Source organism: Mesorhizobium sp. B1-1-5, assembly GCF_006443065.1.
Lineage (GTDB): Bacteria > Pseudomonadota > Alphaproteobacteria > Rhizobiales > Rhizobiaceae > Mesorhizobium.
In genome coordinates this window covers 18,100-38,334 of the sequence record NZ_VFWS01000007.1, presented here as the reverse complement: position 1 = coordinate 38,334, position 20,235 = coordinate 18,100, and the positions used below count along the sequence as shown (strand labels likewise).

The following is a 20,235-nucleotide window of genomic DNA, read 5'->3' as shown; positions in this document are numbered from 1 at the left end:
GCACGATCTGATCGATAGTCGGGCCGGGTCAGCTCGCGGGCGAGGCTGACCCGTCGCTTCGTTCTCAATCGATGTCGAACGACACGCCCTGCGCGAGCGGCAGCGCTTTCGAATAGTTCACCGTGTTGGTGGCGCGGCGCATATAAGCCTTCCAGGCATCCGAGCCGCTCTCGCGGCCGCCGCCCGTCTCCTTCTCGCCGCCGAAGGCGCCGCCGATCTCAGCGCCCGAGGTGCCGATATTGACGTTGGCGATGCCGCAGTCCGAACCGTCGACGCCGAGGAATCGCTCCGATTCCTGCAGGTCGCGCGTGAAGATCGACGACGACAGGCCGGCGCCCACCGCATTGTGCTGCTCGAGCGCCTCGTCGAAATCGGAGTATTTCATCACGTAGAGGATCGGCGCGAAGGTCTCTTCCGTCACCGGCGAGACCTGGGCAGGCATTTCGACCAGTGCCGGATGAACGTAATAGGCGTCCGGTTGGCCGTTCTCGACGCGCGTGCCGCCGGTCACCTTGCCGCCATGCTCTTGCGCTTCCTTCAATGCCTTCTGCATGTTGTCGAAGGCCGCCTTGTCGATCAGCGGACCGACCAGCGCCTTGCCTTCCAGCGGATTGCCGACCGAGACGGTCTCATAGGCCTTCTTCAGCCGCGGCAGCAGCGCGTCATAGACGCTGTCATGCACGAACAGGCGGCGCAGCGTGGTGCAGCGCTGGCCGGCCGTCCCCATGGCGCCGAAGGCAATCGCCCGCAGCGCCATGTCGAGATCGGCGGTGGGCGTGACGATGCCGGCATTGTTGCCGCCGAGCTCGAGCACGGCGCGCGCAAAACGCCTGGCGAGCCTGGGGCCGACCTCGCGGCCCATGCGGGTCGAGCCGGTGGCCGAGACCAGCGGCACTTTCGGATGGTCGACCAGCACCTCGCCGGCAGCGCGGTCGCCGATCAGCACCTGCAGCAGCCCTGCCGGCGCATCGGTGCCGAAACGCTTTGCGGCGCGCTTGAAGATCGCCTCGCAGGCAAGCGCCGTCAGCGGCGTCTTTTCCGACGGCTTCCACACCACCGCATCGCCGCAGACGAAGGCCAGCGCCGAGTTCCAAGACCAAACAGCAACCGGGAAATTGAAGGCCGAGATCACGCCGACGACGCCGAGCGGATGCCAGGTCTCCATCATGCGGTGTCCGGGGCGCTCGGTGGCGATGGTGAGGCCATAGAGTTGCCGGGAAAGACCGACGGCGAAATCGCAGATGTCGATCATCTCCTGGACTTCGCCCAGCCCCTCGGACGGGATCTTGCCGACCTCGATCGACACCAGCCGGCCGAGCTCGTCCTTATGCGCGCGCAACTCCTCGCCGAGCAGGCGCACCAGCTCGCCGCGCTTTGGCCCCGGCACCAGCCGCCAGGCCTGGAAGGCCTTGTGCGCGGCATCGATGGCCTTGCCGGCGTCGGCGGCCGAGATCGACTTCAGCGCCGCGACCTGTTCGCCCGTCACCGGACTGCGCACGATCAGGTCGCCCCCCGAAAGCGCATCCTTGGCGACGCCCAGCTTCTCAAGAAGTGAAGCGGTTTCCTTCGCTAACGTCATTTTTTGTCCCTTTCATATCCCGCCGCTCATGGGACGGGCGTGGAAGCCATGCGCCATGTCCGTGCCGTCGGGCACAGCCGGGCGCTTTCATGGCGTGGCATTACGCGTTTCGGGGGAAAACCGCTACCCCGGCATGGTCCAAGGCCGGATTGCGAAATTGGGCCAGACGGCGAAGCCGGATCAGCGCGCTTTTTGGAACGAAGACTTCTCAGCGCTTTCCTTGATCAGCCGGTCGATATGCATGCGGATATGCGCCGCCTCGGCCGCGGTGTTGGCCAGGGCGATGGCGCGGTCGAAGGCGACACGCGCCTCGTCGTTGCGCCCAAGCTGCATCAGCAGCCCGCCCCTCAGCCCGAAGAAGTGGAAATAGCCCGACAGCCGCTCTTCCAGCGGCTCGATCATGGCAAGTGCGGCTTCCGGGCCGCGCACCTTGCTGACCGCGACGGCGCGGTTGAGCGTTACCACCGGCGACGGCTGCATCTGCTCCAGCAGACCGTAAAGCAGATCGATCTCGGTCCAGTCGGTATCCTCCGCCGTCGCCGCCCGCGCATGCAGCGCCGCGATCGCCGCCTGCACCTGATAAGGGCCGGGCTTGCGGTGGCGCAGCGCCTTGTCGACCAGCGCCAAGCCCTCGTCGATCATCTTGCGGCTCCAGAGCGAGCGGTCCTGGTCCTCGAGCAGCACGATCTCGCCATCTTCGTCGAAGCGCGCCGGCGCCCGCGCATGCTGGAGAAGCAGCAGCGCCGTCAGCCCCATGATTTCAGGTTCCTGCTGGAACAGCCTGAGCAGCAGCCGGGCGAGCCGGATCGCCTCCTCGCACAGCGGCGCGCGAGCCGGCGCCTCGCCGCCATTGCTCGAATAGCCCTCATTGAAGATCAGATAGACCATTGCGGAGACTGCGGCGAGGCGCTCCGAGCGCTCGACGGCGCCCGGCGTCTCGAAAGGCACGCCGGCATCGGCAATGCGCGCCTTGGCGCGGGTGATACGCTGCTCCATGGCGCTCTCGCCGACCAGGAAGGCGCGCGCGATCTGCTTGACGGTGAGGCCGGACACGATGCGCAGCGCCACCGCGATCTGCTGCGTCGCCGGCAGATCCGGATGGCAGCAGATGAACAGAAGCCGCAGGATATCATCGCGATAATGCGCGCCGTCCAGCCGCTCGGCCATATCGCCTTCGGCATCCTCGAGATCGGAAATCTGGTCCTCTTCCGGCATCGGCGCCTGCTTGGCGCGCTTGCGCACGGCGTCGATGCCGCTGTTGCGTCCGACGAAGATCAGCCAAGCCGCGGGATCGCGTGGCGGCCCGTTCTTCGGCCAGTTGTTGAGCGCCCTCAGGCACGCGTCCTGGAAAGCCTCTTCCGCGGCGTCGAGGTCGCGGAAGTAGCGCAGCAGCGCGCCCATCGCCTGCGGGCGGGCGTTGCTGATCGCGGCGTTTATCCAGGCGAGTTCCGTCATACCGCGACCTTTGTCGGATTGAAGACCGAAACCGGCCGGATCTCGTAGGAACCGCCGCTCGGATTGACTTCGGAAAGCTCGCGCGCGAATTCGACGGCTTCGTCGAGATCGTTGCATTCGAGCGTGTAGAAGCCGAGGAACTGTTCCTTGGTCTCGGCGAACGGACCGTCGAGCACGATGGACTCGCCTTTGACCTTTCGCAGCGTCGTGGCCGCCGTCGTCGGCAAAAGGCGCGCCACCGGCCCCAGCCGGCCCGCCTTGGCGTATTTGTCCTGCACGTTGAGGAGCTTTGCCATGACCTCGTCGTCCTGTTCCTTGCTCCAGGAGCAGACGACGTCTTCGGAGGCGTAGCAGAGGATGGCGTAAAGCATGGCAGGTCCTTTCCGTATCAAAGGACGCGACACTAGGACCCTTCCCGACACCAGGTCGATAAAAAAATTATCGAGGGATCACTGACTTGACGATCTCCGCAACCGTCTGTCAGGCGCCGCGCGCCTGCAGCCATCTGAGCACCAGCGTTTCTTCCTCGTCGAGGCCGGGTATGGCGCGCTTGTGCTTATTGGCTTCGGCCATTTGGTCGAGCAGGCGCCCGTTGCTCCATGCCTCGAACACCAGCGGGTGGATATAGCATTTGCGACAGACGGCACGGGTGTTGCCCAACCGCTCGGCGACCTTGTCGACGATGCTGTTCGTCACCCGTTTCCGCAGCGCCTGGCTTTCCGGCAGTTCGGTCTGCGCAAACAGCGAAGCGGCGTGGATGGTGCCGCCCCAGGTGCGGAAATGCCTCGAGCTGAATTCGGCGCCGGAAGCCTCGCGAATGTAGCGGTTGACGTCCTCCGAACGCACCGGCCGCCGGTCGCCATCCTCATCGAGATATTGGAACAGCTTCTGCCCGGGCAGGTCCTGGGCGCCGCGCACGATCTTGGCGATGCGGCGATCGGCCAGCTTCAGCTTCCATTCCTTGCCCGACTTGCCCTTGAAGGCGAAGCGCAGGCTGGAGCCCGTGATCTCGACATGGCGGTCGCGCAGCGTGGTCAATCCGAAACTCTTGTTGTCGCGCGCATAGGCCGCGTTGCCGATGCGGATCATGGTGTTGTCGAGCAACCAGACCACCGAGGCGACGACGCGCTCCATCGGCAGCCCGTGGCGGCGCAGATCGGCATCGATCTGCCGCCTGAGGGCAGGCAGGCTTTGCGCGAAGGCGACGAGGCTGGAATATTTGACGCCGTCGCGTTCCTCGGTCCAGTGCGGGTGATAGCGGTACTGCTTGCGGCCGCGCTGATCCCGGCCTGTTGCCTGGATGTGGCCGTCCGGATCGGGTGATATCCATACATCCGTCCAGGCCGGCGGAATGACGATCGCCTTGATGCGGGCAAGTGTCTCCGCGCCGACCTTGCGCCCGTTCGGACCGACATAGGAAAATCCCTTGCCTTTTCTCAATCGTCGGACGCCGGGATCGGTGTCGCTGACATAGCTGAGCGACGCGCGCTCGGCCGAATCCTGCGCACCGTTCCTTACTGTTTCCTCGCTCCGCGTTGAACGGTCCGAGGACAATTGTGAATGCTGCAACATGCCGGCTCCGCGAAATTATCCGTAGATAAAGCCGCTCGCCGATGACTGGTTCCGATGCAAACGGCGATGCGCGTCATCGACGCCCGCGGGTCAGGCTTCCACCGGGATGACGTCGACCCCTTGCTCGCCGACCTGGTCGCCGGTGGTCTTCAACACGCCGACGATCGGCGCGACGTCGGAATAGTCGCGGCCGTAGCCGACTGTGATATGGTCGTTGCTCGCCCGCATGCCGTTGGTCGGGTCGAATTCCTGCCAGCCGGCATCGCGTCCGCACCAGGCCTTGACCCAGGCATGCATGGCATCGGCGCCCTCGAGCCGAGGCTTGCCCTTGGGCGGGATCGTGCGCAAAAAACCGCTGACATAACCGGCGGGAATGCCAAGCCCGCGCAGGCCGGCGATCATGATATGCGAGAAATCCTGGCAGACGCCGCGTTTCAGCGCGAAGGCGTCACTTGCCCGCGTCTGCACCGTGGTTGCCTTGCCGTCATAAGTGAAATCGCGATGGATGCGGTTGCAGAGATCGGCCGCCGTGGCGACCGCGGAGCCGGCCAGGCTTTCCCGCGCATAGGCCGTGATCGCCGCATCGATGCCGGCATGGTCGCTGGCGGGGAGGAAATGATGCGGCGCGGACGGCAATAGCGAGCGCACCAGGTCGAGCTCCGACCTCAGCCCGCTTATATCGGGCGAGACATCGAGACCCGGCTCGGGCCGCGAGACAGACACGCGCGCGCTCATTCGGATGTCGAGCGTCTCATGCGCGTCGCGAAAGGCGATCGAGGTGACGTTGTTGCCGAAGAAATCGGAAAAATCGGCACGCTCGGCCGGCGACGGTTGAAACGACAGCGAGGCGGCGATCACGCGCTGCACTCCGGCGATCGTCTGCGGCATGACGCGCACCTGGTGCCGCCCGCCACCGGCGGCAGCGGCGTAATCGTAATGCAAAAGGAGTTTGATGTCGTAGAGCATCTAAGCGAAATAGGCTCTGGAGAGGCTGTTGTAGAGATCGCCGATCTGGCCGGCGAGGTCGTCGAGCGCCTTGGCGCTCATGTCCGACGGCTCCATGACGGCTATTGCCGTGTTGAGCCGCAGGATCTCCTTGGCGGCGGGTGACATGTGCCCCTCGCCGCCGATCGAAGGCAGCATGCCGATCTCGGCCTTCAGCCGCTCCAGCTGGAACAGGATCGAGCGAGGATTGAGCGGGTCCAGCGCGAGCAGGTCGATCACCGTGCGCCGCCCGGCCTGCACCGGATATTGCCGGCGATGGGTCATGACGCTGTCGCCGATCTCCAGCATCATGTCCAGCGCCCCTTCCGGCGCCCCGTTCCTTGTCAGCTGGCTGAGCGTGCGGGCGATCTGGATGCCGCGTTCCAGCCTGCGGCCGATCTCCAGGAAGCGCCAGCCGGTGAAGCGGTACATGTTCTCGTGCAGCAGGCCGGAAAAGCCGGCAAGCTTGCGCAGCATCACCGTCATCGCCCGTGTCGCGTCGTCTCCGGGCGCGACCGTCTCCGCGAACTTATGGATGGTCTTGGACAGATCCTTCAGCGCCAGCCAGCCATCGGGAGAGAAGCGGTCGCGAATTTGGCCGGCGCTGTAGACCGCGCTGTCCAAAGTGCCGATCAACCCCGGTGGTATCGCCGTTTCGACGTCGATGCCGAACGGCTCCAGATAGTCCCTGACATCGGCAAGCAGCGGCATATCCGGATCGGACGTCTCGGCAAGCCGCACGTGATAGGCGCGCAGCACGCGCACCGTGTCTTCGGAGCGCTCGATATAGCGTCCGAGCCAGGTCAGGTTCTCGGCCGCGCGGCTGGGCAGGCTGCCCGGCATGGTGCGCGTGAAGCCGTCATGTTCCTGCGGCAACAATGTCTCGCGCTCGACCGGCCTGTCGCTGACCACCCAGACATCCGCCGCCTGGCCGCCGCGCTGCATGGCGATCGCCGTCGGGTCGAGCGAAAAGCCGACACGGGCGAAGCCGCCGGGCATCACCGTCCAGCCTTCCGGCGTGCGCGCCAGATAGACGCGCAGGCTGGCAGGCCGCGGCTCCAGCAGGCCGTCAATGAACACCGGCGTGGTCGAGAGCGTCACGGCTTCCTGGCCGACGAAGCCGGCGCCGTCCGCCTCGATGCGCGCGATGAGCTCGGCTCGCTCGCCGGCCGAAAGGGACGATCCGAGCCGGGTCGCGCCATCGTCCTCGAAGGCAAGCCGGGTCGAGAGCGCCGGGCCGACCACCATGCGGTCGATATTGGCCAGCACATGGGCGCGCTCGGCCTCCTGTCCGCACCACCAGGTGGCGATGCTCGGCAGCTTGAGATCGTCACCTTGCAGTTCTCGCGCGATCCTGGGCAGGAACGACAGCAATGCCCGCGTCTCTATCAGGCCCGAACCCAGCGCATTGACAGCCGAAACGGAGCCGCGCCGGATTGCCTCGACCAATCCTGGCGTGCCGATCTGCGAGTCCGGCCTGAGTTCCAGCGGATCGGCGAAGGCGGCATCGAGCCGCCGCCACACGACGCCGATCGGCATCAGGCCGGAAACGGTTCGCACCATCAGCCTGCCGCCGGAAACGGTCAGGTCCTCGCCCTCGAGCAGCATGATGCCCAGATAGCGGGCGATATAGGCATGCTCGTAATAGGTTTCGTTGAGCGGTCCCGGCGTCAGGATGGCGACGCGGCCGCCCGACTCCCTTGCCATAGCGTTCAGCGCGTCGCGGAAGCGGCGGAAAAAGCCGGCAAGCCGATGCACATGCATCTCGCCATAGATATCCGACAGCGCACGCGTTGTGGCGACGCGGTTCTCCAGCGCGAAGCCTGCGCCCGACGGCGCCTGGGTGCGATCGCCCAGCACCCACCAGCGGCCGTCCGGGCCACGGCCGAGCTCGAAGGCGACCATATGCAGAAAATGCCCGTTGGCCGGCCGGACGCCGGCTATCGGGCGCAGATATTCCGGGCTGGCTGCAATCAGGCCGGCCGGCAGAATGCCTTTCTCGACCAACCGGTTCGGCCCGTAAATGTCGGACAGGATCGCCTCGAACAGGTCGGCGCGCTGGACGAGACCGGCGCTGATCTCGACCCATTCCTTCTCGTCGATCAGCAGCGGGACATGCGCGAGCGGCCATTCCCGCTCATTGGCGCCAGCCTGCTCATAGACACGGTAATAGACGCCGGCGTCGCGCAGATACTGATCGGCGCGGGCAAACCGCTGCCCGAGCCGATCCGCCCCCAGATCGTCGAGCGCGTCGATGAAGGAGCGCCAGGCCGGGCGCGGGCTGCCAGCCGCATCGACCATCTCGTCGACGACGCCTTCGATCGGTCGGTAGCGTTCCAGCAGGCTCGGCGCCCGCGACCTGCCGCCCGCCCGTCTCTGATTCCCCTTGGCCATTGTCGATCAGAATCTCGCCGGCCGCCTGAGGTCAAGGGTCATGGAGAACTCTTCAGCAGCTTCTTCGTCACGCAGCACATAGCCGCCCGGCGTGTGGCCGCGCGGTTCGAACCGGGCAAGCCGTCGCGCCTCGGCCTCGTTGCCGTTGACCGGGAAGGTGTCGTAACTGCGGCCGCCCGGATGCGCGACATGGTAGACGCAGCCGCCGACCGAGCGGCCCGACCAGCGGTCATACATGTCGAAGACCAGCGGCGTGTTGACCGGCAGCGCCGGATGCAGGCCGGACGCCGGCTGCCAGGCCTTGAAGCGAACGCCGGCCACCGCGACCTCTCTGGTGTCGGTGACCTTCATCGGCACGATGCGGCCGTTGCAGACGATGGCGTGACGCTCCGGATTGAGGCCTTCGGTTCGCACCTGCAGCCGCTCCACCGAGGAATCGACGAAGCGGACCGTGCCTCCGATGGCGCCCTGCTCGCCCATCACATGCCAGGGCTCCAGCGCCTGCCTCAACTCCAGCTTGACGCCGGCATGTTGCACCTCGCCGCAGAACGGGAAACGGAATTCGAGCTGGGCCGCGAACCATTCGGGGCGGAAGTCGAAGCCGTTGAGCTTCAGATCCTCCAGCACGTCGAGGAAATCCGCCCAGACGTAGTGCGGCAGCATGAAACGGTCGTGCAGTGAGGTGCCCCAGCGCACGAAGCGGCCGTCGAGCGGGTTCTTCCAGGCCCGTGCGATGATCGCGCGGACCAGCAATTGCTGCGCGAGCGACATGCGCGAATTGGGCGGCATCTCGAAGCCGCGGAACTCGACAAGGCCGAGCCGGCCGGTCGGGCCATCCGGCGAGAACAATTTGTCGATGCAGATTTCCGAACGGTGCGTGTTGCCCGTCACGTCGGTCAAGAGATTGCGGAACAGCCGGTCGACCAGCCAGGGCAAGGGTGCTGCGCCCGCGTCGGGATGCGGCACCTGCGCCAGCGCGATCTCGAGCTCATAGAGCGCATCGTGCCGCGCCTCGTCGATGCGCGGCGCCTGGCTGGTCGGGCCGATGAACAGCCCTGAGAACAAATAGGACAGCGACGGATGCCGCTGCCATTGCAGCACCAGGCTCTTCAGAAGATCCGGCCGGCGCAGGAACGGGCTGTCATTGGGCGTAGCACCCCCAACCACGACATGATTGCCGCCGCCGGTGCCGGTGTGGCGACCGTCGATCATGAACTTGTCGGTGCCGAGCCGCGATTGCCGCGCTTCCTCGTAGATCGCCGTGGTGGTGGCAACGCATTCCTGCCAGTTGGCGGCCGGATGGATGTTCACCTCGATGACGCCTGGATCGGGCGCGACGCGGATGACGTTGAGGCGCGGGTCGTGCGGCGGGGCATAGCCCTCGATATGCACCGGCAACCCGATGGCCTTGGCAGCATTTTCCGCCGCCTCCACCAGTTCGAGATAATCCTCCAGCGCCTCGACCGGCGGCATGAACACGCAGAGCCTGCCGTCGCGCGGCTCGACGGTGAGTGCGGTCCGCACCGCGCCGCCGATCTCGGTCAGTCGCTGCTCGACCCGGTCCTGCTGGGCCGTGGCGGCGGTGAAGGAGGCTTCGGCCTGCTGACGCGCCATTTCGTCGGCGCCGCCGCCTGGACCTTCCGGCAGGATCGCATCGCGCGCCGGCAGCGCGCCGCGCGGCACGGACGGGTCGACCGGCACGATGTAAGGAAATTGCGCCGGCGGAACATAGGGCAACGTACCGAGCGGCAAGCGGTAGCCGACTGGAGAGTCGCCCGGCACCAGGAACAGGCGCCCGCGCCTGGTCTTCCATTTCTCCGAGCGCCAGCGCTGCCCCACAGCCTGGCTGTTCCAGCGCTGCACCGGCAGCACATAGCCGGACGGCTTGGTCAGGCCGCGCTCGAAGACGCGCGCCATGCGGCTGCGCTCTTCCGGGTCCTCCAGCTTCGAATTGGACGGATCGACATTGTCCGGCAGCTTGCCTTCCTTGAGCAGCCACTCGCCCGGATCCTCATAGGCCTCGCCGACCATCGCCTTGTCGATGCCGAGCTCGCCGGCGATCGCCGTGAGCAGGCTTTCGGCCTGCTCCGGGCCAATGGCGGCGCTGCCCTTCTCCCGCGCGATCAGCGACGGATCGCGCCAGACCGGCTCGCCATCGGTGCGCCAGTAGAGCGAGAAGGTCCAGCGCGGCAGGCTCTCGCCGGGATACCATTTGCCCTGGCCGTAATGCAGGAAGCCGCCCGGCGCGAAGCGCTCGCGCAGCCGGCGGATGAGCTGGTCCGCCTTGTCGCGCTTGGTCGGGCCGACGGCGGCCGTGTTCCATTCGGCGGACTCGAAATCGTCGATCGACACAAAGGTCGGCTCACCGCCCATGGTGAGCCGCACGTCGCCGTCTTTCAGCACCGCGTCGACCTTTTCGCCCAGTCGATCGAGCGCCTCCCAACTTTCGTCCGAAAATGGCTTGGTGATGCGCGGATGCTCGGCGATGCGGTCAACCCGCATGTCGAAGTGGAAATCGACGTTGGCGAAGCTCGCCATGCCTGAGATCGGCGCGGCATTGCGGAAATGCGGCGTCGCGGCAAGCGGCACGTGGCTTTCGCCGGTCAGCAGCCCGGAGGTCGGGTCGAAACCGATCCAGCCGGCGCCGGGAATATAGACCTCGCACCAGGCATGCAGGTCGGTGAAGTCGACAGCGGTCCCCGGCGGTCCGTCGAGCGAGACGAGATCCGGCTTCAACTGGATCAGATAGCCGGAGACGAAGCGCGCGGCGACGCCCAGATTGCGCAGGATCTGCACCAAGAGCCAGCTCGAATCCCGGCAGGAGCCCTTGCCGGCGGCCAATGTCTCCTCGGGCGAATAAACACCCGTTTCCATGCGCACGATATAGGCGATCTCGCGCTGCAGCCTTGCATTGAGGTCGACGAGGAAATTGACGGTGTTTGTCGGACTGCGGTCGATCGTCCGAAGGAATGCCGACAACAGCGGCCCGGCCGGCTCCGGCGCGCGGTAGATGGCGAGGTCTTCCCTGATCTCCTCCGGATAGTCGAACGGGAAAGTCTCGGCGCTCTCCTCGACGAAGAAGTCGAACGGATTATAGATCATCATGTCGGCGACGAGGTCGACCTCGATTTTCAGTTCCGTCACCGGCTCCGGGAAGACGAAGCGGGCGAGGAAGTTGCCGTAGGGATCCTGCTGCAGATTGACGAAGTGGTTTGCCGGTTCGACCTTCAGCGAATGGCTGAGCACCTTGGTGCGCGAATGCGGCGCCGGCTGCAGCCTGATCACCTGGGGACCGAGCACCACCGGCCGGTCATATTTGTAATGGGTCAGGTGATGGACGACTGCCTGAATTGCCATGGTACCCCGGAGTTCGGCGTTTCGGTCACCGAACCCTGACATAAATGCTGTCCATTCTCCAAGCAGAGATGTTGCGCTGCACCTAATTTAAGCAGCTAATAGACGATCGACGTCGCGGGGTAGCAGCCAGTCTCCAACGTCTGCGATTGGCAAAGACCTCTGCGCCTTCGTCATCCTATGGCGGAGCAAGGAGCGAAGCGACGCGCGCAGACCATAGGATCCATTCCGTGACGCCGGCCGAAGAACGCGGCGTTGCAAACAAACTTCCGTCGTGCTCGTGCACCGAAAATTCTGTATCGCAGCGGAGCTTCTACGTCACGGCATGGATACTCGGGTCAAGCCCGAGTATGACGAAAATATGCCTTAGAAAAACGCCTGGATCCCCGTCTGCGCCCTTCCGAGGATCAGCGCATGCACGTCATGCGTGCCCTCATAGGTGTTCACCGTCTCCAGGTTCTGCGCGTGGCGCATGACGTGATAGCCGATCTGGATGCCGTTGCCGCCATGCATGTCGCGGGCCTGGCGGGCGATGTCGAGCGCCTTGCCGCAATTGTTGCGCTTGACGATCGAGATCATCTCCGGCGCCATCTTGCCTTCGTCCATCAGCCGGCCGACGCGCAACGAGCCCTGCAGGCCAAGCGCGATCTCGGTCTGCATGTCGGCGAGCTTCTTCTGGAATAATTGCGTGCCGGCGAGCGGCTTGCCGAACTGTTTTCTGTCGAGGCCGTATTGCCGCGCCCGGTGCCAGCAATCCTCGGCCGCGCCCATCGCTCCCCAGGAGATGCCGTAGCGCGCCCGGTTGAGGCAGCCGAACGGACCGCCGAGGCCCTTGGCATTGGGCAGCAACGCCTCTTCGCCGACCTCGACGCCTTCCAGCACCACCTCGCCGGTAATCGACGCCCGCAACGACAACTTGCCGCCGATCTTCGGCGCCGACAGTCCCTTCATGCCCTTTTCCAGCACGAAGCCGCGGATCTCATCCTTGCCGCTGTCGCCCTTCAGCTTCGCCCACACGACGAAGACGTCGGCGATCGGCGCGTTCGAGATCCACATCTTGGAGCCGGAGAGCTTGTAGCCGTTCGCCGTCTTCTCGGCGCGCGTCTTCATGCCGCCTGGATCGGAGCCGGCATCCGGCTCGGTGAGGCCGAAGCAGCCGATCCATTCGCCCGACGCCAGCTTCGGCAGGTATTTCTTGCGCTGCGCTTCCGAGCCGTAGGCATGGATCGGATACATGACCAGCGAGGATTGCACGCTCATCATCGATCGATAGCCGCTATCGATGCGCTCGACCTCGCGCGCCACCAGGCCGTAGGTCACATAGTTGGCGCCGAGCCCGCCATATTCTTCCGGAATGGTGATGCCGAGCAGGCCCGCTTCGCCCATCTCGCGGAAGATCGACGGATCGGTCTTCTCGTCGGCATAGGCTTCCTCGATACGCGGCGCCAGCTTGTCGGCGGCGAAGGCGGCAGCGCCGTCGCGCACCATGCGCTCGTCCTCGGAAAGCTGGTCCTCGATCAGGAAAGGATCGTTCCACACGAAGGCGTTCTTCTCGGCGGCCATGGCCTCGATCTCCCGACATATTGTTGAGGTCGCCGGCTTATCGGACTCCGCGTGCAAAAAATCAAACGAAATTGCATCACGGATCAATGAGCGTTAGTAATGGATCATGAATGTCCAGCGCCGCCTTCTACCCAACACCGCCGCCCTCGCTGCCTTCGAGGCGGTTGCGCGTCTCGGCTCCTTCACCGCCGCCGCGCGTGAGCTCGATCTGACCCAAGGGGCCGTCAGCCGGCAGATCAACCTCTTGGAAGAGCAGTTCGGTCGGCGCTTATTTGATCGCGACAGCCGCAATGTGCGGCTGTCGCCGGCCGGCGAGATCTATGCCGAAGCGGTGCGATCGGCGCTTGGCCAATTGCGCGACGCCGCGCTTGGATTGATGAGCAATCGGCATAGCGGCGTTCTCAACCTTGCTATCCTGCCGACCTTCGGCACGCGCTGGCTGATGCCGCTGATCCCGGATTTCGTCGCCCTCCATCCCGACATCACCATCAACTTCGCCACCCGCATCGGACGCTTCGACTTTGCCCGCGAACGGCTCGACGCCGCGATCCATCACGGCATGCCCGACTGGCCGGAGGCCGACTGCACGCTCTTGATGCGCGAGACCGTGATGCCGGTGGTTTCGCCCGAATTCCTCGCCACCCGCGCCATCGTCACGCCGGCCGATATCAGCCGCCTGCCGTTGCTGCATATGGCAACCCGCCCCGGCGCCTGGAGCGAATGGTTCGAGCATCAGGGGCTCGAGGCGCCGACCGGTCCCGGCATGCAGTTCGAGCAGTTCGGCACCGTCGCGCAGGCTTGCATGGCCGGCCTCGGCGTGGCGCTGCTGCCGGAAATCCTGATTGCCGGCGAACTGCAGCGCAGCCAGCTGGTGCCGGCGCCGGGCACGCCGATGCAGAGCCGCAGCGCCTATTACCTCGTCGTGCCGCACGACAAGCGCGGCCACCCGGCGGTCGCCAGTTTTCGCGACTGGCTGCTGGGTCAGATCGGCAAGGAGCCGGCTGTCCTGGCGTGGTAGCTATTTGCGCTTCATCGCTTCCGCGAGCGCCGCACCGAACGCGCCCTGCGAAGGCCGCTCCGGCTGGCGCTGCGGCGCTGGCGAGCGCGGCACCGGCTTGCCGCCGCCGTGATCGCGCGAGCCACCTTTCGATGCCCCACCCTCGCCACCGTCCTTGCGCATCGACAGGCCGATGCGCTTGCGCTTGATGTCGACATCGACGACCCGCACCTTCACGACATCGCCCGCCTTCACCACCTCATGCGCGTCCTTGATGAAGCGGTCGGCCAGTTGCGATACGTGCACCAGCCCGTCCTGGTGGACGCCGATATCGACGAAGGCGCCGAAGGCCGCGACATTGGTGACGGTGCCTTCGAGCAGCATGCCCGGCTTCAAATCCTTGATGTCGTCGACACCCTCGGCGAAGGTCGCCGTCTTGAACCCGGGTCGCGGGTCGCGTCCAGGCTTTTCCAGTTCGGCGATGATGTCGCGCACAGTCGGCAGGCCGAAACGCTCGTCGACGAAGACGCGCGGGTCGAGCGCCTTCAGCGCGGCGCGGTCGCCCATCAGCGCGCGCACGTCGCGGCCGCAGGCTGCGACGATTTTCTTCGCCACGCCATAGGCTTCCGGATGCACCGATGACGCGTCGAGCGGCTCTGTCCCGTTCGGTATGCGCAGGAAGCCGGCACTTTGCTCGAATGCGCGCGGCCCGAGCCGCGCCACCTTGAGCAGGTCCTTGCGGGTGGCAAACGGCCCGGCCGCGTCGCGATGCGCAACGATCGCCTCGGCGAGCGACGGCCCAAGTCCCGACACGCGCGCCAACAACGGCGCCGACGCCGTGTTGAGATCGACGCCGACAGCGTTAACCGCATCCTCGACGACCGCCTCCAGCGAACGGCCGAGCCGGTACTGGTCGACGTCATGCTGGTATTGCCCGACGCCGATCGATTTCGGCTCGATCTTGACCAACTCGGCCAGCGGGTCCTGCAGGCGCCGCGCGATCGACACCGCGCCGCGCAGCGACACATCGAGACCGGGGAATTCCGCCGCTGCCGTCGCCGAGGCCGAATAGACCGAGGCGCCGGCCTCGCTGACGATCACCTTGAGCGGCTTCGGCCCGGCACCTGCCGGCAGGTCCGAAAGCATGTCGGCAACCAGCTTCTCGGTCTCGCGGCTGCCGGTGCCGTTGCCGATCGAGATCAGCTCCACCTTGTGCTGGCGGATCAGGGCGGCAAGCTCGACCTGCGCGCCGCGCACATCGTTCTTCGGCGGGAACGGATAGACGGTCGTCGTCGCCACCAGCTTGCCGGTACCGTCGACCACCGCCACCTTGACGCCGGTGCGTATGCCCGGATCGAGCCCCATGGTCGGTCGCGAACCGGCCGGCGCCGCGAGCAAAAGATCTTTCAGATTGCGGGCAAAGACATGGATCGCCTCTTCCTCGGCCCGCTCGCGCAAATCGCGCATCAAGTCGAGCGTCAGATGCAATGACAGCTTTATCCGCCAGGTCCAGCCGGCTACGTCCATCAACCATTTATCGCCGGGCAAGCTGCTGCCGATCGCATAGGCATTGGCGATCATCCGCTCGACTGGCTTCACCGGCGATTGATCATCCGCATCGACCTCGATGTCGAGCGACAGCACTTCCTCGTTGCGGCCGCGCAGCATGGCCAAGGCGCGGTGGCTGGGCACGCCTGCCCAGCGCTCGACATGGTCGAAATAGTCGGAGAATTTCGCGCCGACCTCTTGCTTGCCGTCAACGACGCGAGCGCGCAGGAAAGCGCGTTCCTTCATATAGGCGCGCAGCTTGCCGACCAGATCGGCATTTTCGGCGAACTGCTCCGACAGGATGTCGCGTGCGCCTTCGAGCGCGGCCTTGGTGTCGGCCACCTCATCCGTGACATAGGCGAGCGCAAGCTCGGCGGGAATTTTCGAGCGATCGGCGAGAATCGCCTCGGCGAGCGGCCCGAGCCCGCGTTCCCTGGCGATCTCGGCCTTGGTGCGCCGCTTCGGCTTGTAGGGGAGATAGATATCCTCGAGCTCGGCCTTGGTGGCGGCCGCGGCGATCTTGGCTTCCAGTTCCTCAGTCAGCTTGCCCTGTTCTCGGATCGAGCTGACGATCGCCTCGCGCCGTGCATCGAGGTCGCGCAGATAGGCGAGCCGCTCGGAAAGGTCGCGCAATTGCGTGTCGTCGAGCCCGCCGGTGACTTCCTTACGGTAACGCGCGACGAAGGGCACTGTCGCGCCCTCGTCGAGCAGCCCGATTGCCGCCGCTGCCTGCTCCGGCCGTGCGCCGATCTCGGCCGCGATGATTGCTGCGATGCGCTTGATGTCCGATGCCATGCTGGTCCCTGCGGAAAAGAGCGGCGACCATAGGCCGGGATGCCGGCTGCGCCAACCGCATTGGACGTGGGGGTCCACAGGAAACCGGCCTAACGTTGGCGCTGCCCCTCACCTGCCTGCCGGCATCCTCTCCCCGTATAGTGACGGCGAGAGGGGCGCTCTCATCGCCGGTTTCGCCAATCACCAACGCTGCAGAAAAGATGCCAGCGTGGCGGCCAGCCCCTTCTCCCCGTCACTATACGGGGAGAAGTGCCCGGCAGGGCGATGAGGGGCAGCGCCAGCATCGACAACCGAATGCGACGACGCCACTCATACAATCCCGCTCAACGTTTCCAAAAAGACCACAACGTCCCCATCCAGCCTGTCGTCCACCGGTTCCGGCTGCGACGACATCTTGGCGATGACCACTTCCGTCTTCGGATTGACGTAAAGCCACTGGCCGTGAATCCCGATGCCGCAGAAGGCGCCGCTGTCGTGGCCGGTCTGGTACCATTTGTTGCGGTAGCGTCCCTTCGGGAACAAAAACGCCATCGTGCCGCGTTGCCAGGCTTCATGACTGCCGCCGGTGGCGACCGTGTCGCGCACCCAGGCTTCCGGCACGATGCGGCGGCCATTGGCCGTGCCGCCCTGCCGCATCATCTCGCCGATGCGGGCAAGGTCACGCGGCGTCATCGACATGCCGCCGGCGGTGCGCGCCGTGCCTTCCATGTCGACCGTCACCGACATTTCGCTTCCAGCACCCAGCGGCTGCCACAGTTTCTCGCTGAGCAATTCTATGACGCGCCTGCCCAACGCGCGTTCGACCAGGATGCCGAGCACGTCTGAATTGGGCGAACGATAGCGATAGGTCTGGCCATGCGGCTCGGCAAGGCGCGGGATGGTCATCAGGAATGCTGCGAGGCTTTCGGACCCGCCGCCGGGGTTCCACAGTGTCGAGCGGCGGTAGCGGGCAAAGGCGCTTTCCGGATCGAGATAGGCTTCCTCGAAATCGAGGCTCACCGTCATGTCGAGCACGTTGCGCACGCTCGCGTCGCCATAGGCCGAACCCTTGGCTTCAGGGATGTAGTGCGTTACCGGCGCGCTGGGATCGAACAACCCCTCGCCTTCCAATATGCCTGCGAGGATCGCCGTCACCGACTTGCTGATCGAAAAGATGATGTGGCGCGCTCCGAACGGCATATGCGGCGCCGACCAGTCGCCGACAGACTTGCCGGCTTTCAGGATCGTCAGCCCGTCCGTGTCGGAACGCTTCAGGAAGCTCTCGACGGTCTCGCTGCCGCCGGCAAGCGATATCCTTTCCTCAAGCAATGCGCCGAGCGATTTCGCTTGGCTTTCGCCGGCGGGCGCCGCCGCGACATGCGCGCTCGGCACCAGTTCGCCGACATTCTGGAACGACCATCGGTTGAACGGCGAAAGCCGCCAGTTGTCGAGCCGCACATCCTTGCGGGCAAAGCCGTATCTGGCCTCGAACGCGGTCTTGCCGCTCATGATACTCTCCCGGATCTTATTTGCGGTTTCAGGCCAGCGCGGCGGCAATGGCATGCACCGCCTTCTGCGTCGCCACCGAATAGGCGGAGTTGACGAAATCCGGATAGGTCGAAAGCTTCACCACGACCATCCTGTGTTCCCAGTCCATATGGATCAATTGGCCGAACACGCCGCGGCACATCAGCGAGCGCGAGCGCGGATCCTCGATCCAGAACTGGTTGCGGTAGCTGCCGTCGGGAAGGCTCGGGCTGAAATTCGGCCCGTGCCTGCCGCTGCGCGTCGCCTCGATCCAGTCGGCGGGGATCACGCCGCCGCCATTGTCGAGGATCAGTTGCCCGAAGCGGCCATAGTCGCGCAGCGTCGCGTTGAAGCCGCCATCGGCCAGCGCATAGCCGGCGCTGTCGACGGTGAAGCAGGCGCTCTCGTCGGCGCCGAGCTTCTGCCAGAGCTCTTCCGAGACCAACTGCGCCAGGCGCTTGCCGCTCACCCGTTCCATGATGAAGGCGAGCACATCGGTCTCGATCGAGCGGTATTCGAACGCCTCGCCATGCGGGCGCACCCTGTCCTTGAGCCGCAGGATCAGCTCGAACAGGTGCGACGGCCACGCAAAGTCCGGGTCGCTGCCCGGCGGGATGGGCTTCCAGCCGGTCGCGACATCGACCTGGCCGATCTCGGAATAGCGATCGGTATATTCCTCGGAAAAGCGCACGCCCGTGGTCATGTCGAGCACTTGCTGCACAGTGGCGCCGGCCCAGCCGGTCTCGACAAGCTCGGGCAGATAGTCGGTGACCAGCCTGCCCGGATCGATCAGGCCGCGCCCGACCAGGATGCCGCACACCGATCCGGTGACCGACTTCGCCATCGATTGCGACAGATGCAGCGTGCGCTCGTCCATGCCGTTGAAATAGCGCTCATAGGCGATCCTACCGTCCTTCAGCACCAGGAAGCCGTCGGCATAGGTTTCGTCGAGCAAGCCGGCAAGCGTCGTCGGCGCTCCGTTGCTGTCGGCCACCGGCAGATCGTCGAGATCCACCTCCGCGCGCTCGAGGCGATGGCGATGGCCGCTGCCGCGCCACACCTCGATGGTCGGTAGGAATTCGCGGATATGATGGAAGGCCCAGCGGTTCCAGGGCGGCCGATCCCAATCGAGCCTCGGCGGCACCAGCCTGGGCGGCGAGCCCTGCATGATCGGCGGCCGCGGATCGGAGTTGCGATAGGATTGCATGAGAATTTCCCTGCCGCCGCATGCCGCCCCTTCCGTTTACTTGGATGAGAGCGGTCTGCACAGCGAACGAAAGCCCCCGAATGGGCCTTTCGAGTGACGAACGCCCGACGCCATGGCGAAGGGCAGTCCCGGCATGCCAAGTGAGGGGCGGCGCGAACGTGCGAATTGAGCGCTACCCCTCATCCGGCCCCTGACCCGCCCTCTTCGCGCTCGCGCGGGAAAGAAAGCGGCGTGCCGCTATTTCTGAACGTCCGTCCAGATGCGCGTGTAGAGTTGCTGCACCTCGGGCGAGCAGGGGGTGAGGAACTGGCCCGCTTTCTCCAGTTCTGGCGGTACCACCAGTTCGGGCGCATCCTTCATGTCGGCTGGCATGAACGCCTTCGAGCCCTTGATGCCATTGGCATATTTGGCGAAGGCGGAGATCATGGCGGCGTTCTCGGGATCCATGATGAAGTTCATGAACAGCTTGGCGTTGTCGACATTCTTGGCATCCTTCAGGATGGCAACGCTGTCCATGAAAAAGGGGAAGCCCTCCTTCGGGTAGCCGAATTTGATGTCGGGGTTCTTGATGCGCGAGCGCATGATGGCGCCGTTCCAGTAATAGACGGCCGAATAGTCGCCGGCCGGCAGCTTCTCGGTCACGCTATAATCCATGGCCAGCCATTTCGGCTTGGCCTCCACCAGCTTGTCGCGCACTTTCTTGAGCAGTTCCTTGTCGTCCGTGCACCAGTCGCCGCCCAGATATTTGATGGTGGCGAACAGCACGTCGTTCATTTCCGGCGCGACGTTGATCTTGCCGACCAATTCCTTCGGCGGATCGAGGAAGATGGCCGACGTGTTGATATCGCCGCCATAGACCTTTGTATTGACGCCGATACCGGTCACGCCCCACTGCCACGGAACCGTGTAGTGACGGCCCGGGTCCCACGGAACGTTCACCCAGCGCTCGTCGACATTCTTGAAGTTCTCCATCTGGTCGGGCCGTGCCTCGAGCAGAAGCCCTTCCTTTACCCAGATCTGCACGTAGTTGGCGGACGGCACCACAATGTCGAAGCCGTGACCGCCGGCGCGTACCTTGGATAGCGCGGTGTCGTTGGAGTCGTAGTCGGTGATCGTCACCTTGACCTTGTAGGTATCCTCGAACTTCTTGATCATCTCGGGGCTGGTGTAGTCGCCCCAATTAAAGATGTTGAGTTCGCCGTCCGCATACGCGCTGCCCGCAAAGGCAAACAATGCGAATGCCGCCGTGGCGGCCGTTGTCTTCCATTTCATTGCTATTCT

The 20,235-nt window shown here is 65.0% G+C and carries 13 protein-coding genes; 1 reads left to right on the top strand and 12 read right to left on the bottom strand.

Translation table 11 applies throughout. The annotated features are described in order from the left end of the window. Positions 1-64: 64 nt before the first annotated feature. The 8 genes from FJ980_RS04685 to FJ980_RS04650 form a co-directional block, all read right to left on the bottom strand. Complete coding sequence (locus tag FJ980_RS04685) at positions 65-1,579, bottom strand: aldehyde dehydrogenase family protein (protein WP_140541777.1); 1,515 nt, start codon at positions 1,577-1,579, stop codon at positions 65-67. Positions 1,580-1,759: 180 nt separating this feature from the next. Continuing rightward, positions 1,760-3,034: an RNA polymerase sigma factor gene (locus tag FJ980_RS04680; protein WP_140541776.1), complete on the bottom strand. Its 1,275-nt coding sequence runs from the start codon at positions 3,032-3,034 to the stop codon at positions 1,760-1,762. Then, on the bottom strand, positions 3,031-3,405 hold the full coding sequence (locus tag FJ980_RS04675; protein WP_095766415.1) for a YciI family protein: 375 nt from the start codon (positions 3,403-3,405) through the stop codon (positions 3,031-3,033). Before FJ980_RS04675 ends, FJ980_RS04680 begins: the two co-directional genes overlap by 4 nt. A gap of 109 nt (positions 3,406-3,514) precedes the next feature. Beyond that, positions 3,515-4,606, bottom strand: coding sequence for a DNA topoisomerase IB (locus FJ980_RS04670; RefSeq protein ID WP_140541775.1), 1,092 nt, complete (start codon positions 4,604-4,606; stop codon positions 3,515-3,517). A gap of 90 nt (positions 4,607-4,696) precedes the next feature. After that, the gene (locus FJ980_RS04665) at positions 4,697-5,572 is read right to left on the bottom strand and encodes a transglutaminase family protein (protein WP_140541774.1); all 876 of its coding nucleotides are present in this window, start codon (positions 5,570-5,572) and stop codon (positions 4,697-4,699) included. Further along, complete coding sequence (locus tag FJ980_RS04660; protein WP_140541773.1) at positions 5,573-7,984, bottom strand: circularly permuted type 2 ATP-grasp protein; 2,412 nt, start codon at positions 7,982-7,984, stop codon at positions 5,573-5,575. It abuts the gene before it with no gap. A gap of 6 nt (positions 7,985-7,990) precedes the next feature. Then, a complete protein-coding gene (locus FJ980_RS04655; protein WP_140541772.1) occupies positions 7,991-11,341 on the bottom strand; it encodes a transglutaminase family protein in 3,351 nt (1,116 codons plus the stop codon). Positions 11,342-11,704: 363 nt separating this feature from the next. Beyond that, positions 11,705-12,901, bottom strand: a complete 1,197-nt coding sequence (locus FJ980_RS04650; protein ID WP_140541771.1) for an acyl-CoA dehydrogenase — start codon at positions 12,899-12,901, stop codon at positions 11,705-11,707. 106 nt (positions 12,902-13,007) lie between these two features. Between FJ980_RS04650 and FJ980_RS04645 the strand changes: the two genes are divergently transcribed. Then, complete coding sequence (locus FJ980_RS04645; protein WP_140541770.1) at positions 13,008-13,919, top strand: LysR family transcriptional regulator; 912 nt, start codon at positions 13,008-13,010, stop codon at positions 13,917-13,919. On the opposite strand, the gene FJ980_RS04640 is transcribed toward FJ980_RS04645, so the two are convergent. From FJ980_RS04640 to FJ980_RS04620, 4 genes are all read right to left on the bottom strand, one after another. Continuing rightward, positions 13,920-16,241: a Tex family protein gene (locus FJ980_RS04640; RefSeq protein WP_140541769.1), complete on the bottom strand. Its 2,322-nt coding sequence runs from the start codon at positions 16,239-16,241 to the stop codon at positions 13,920-13,922. Positions 16,242-16,550: 309 nt separating this feature from the next. Then, positions 16,551-17,729, bottom strand: a complete 1,179-nt coding sequence (locus tag FJ980_RS04630; protein WP_140541768.1) for a serine hydrolase — start codon at positions 17,727-17,729, stop codon at positions 16,551-16,553. Positions 17,730-17,757: 28 nt separating this feature from the next. Further along, the gene (locus FJ980_RS04625; RefSeq protein WP_140541767.1) at positions 17,758-18,954 is read right to left on the bottom strand and encodes a serine hydrolase; all 1,197 of its coding nucleotides are present in this window, start codon (positions 18,952-18,954) and stop codon (positions 17,758-17,760) included. Between the two features lie 237 nt (positions 18,955-19,191). Then, a complete protein-coding gene (locus FJ980_RS04620) occupies positions 19,192-20,226 on the bottom strand; it encodes an extracellular solute-binding protein (RefSeq protein ID WP_140541766.1) in 1,035 nt (344 codons plus the stop codon). Positions 20,227-20,235: the final 9 nt, after the last annotated feature.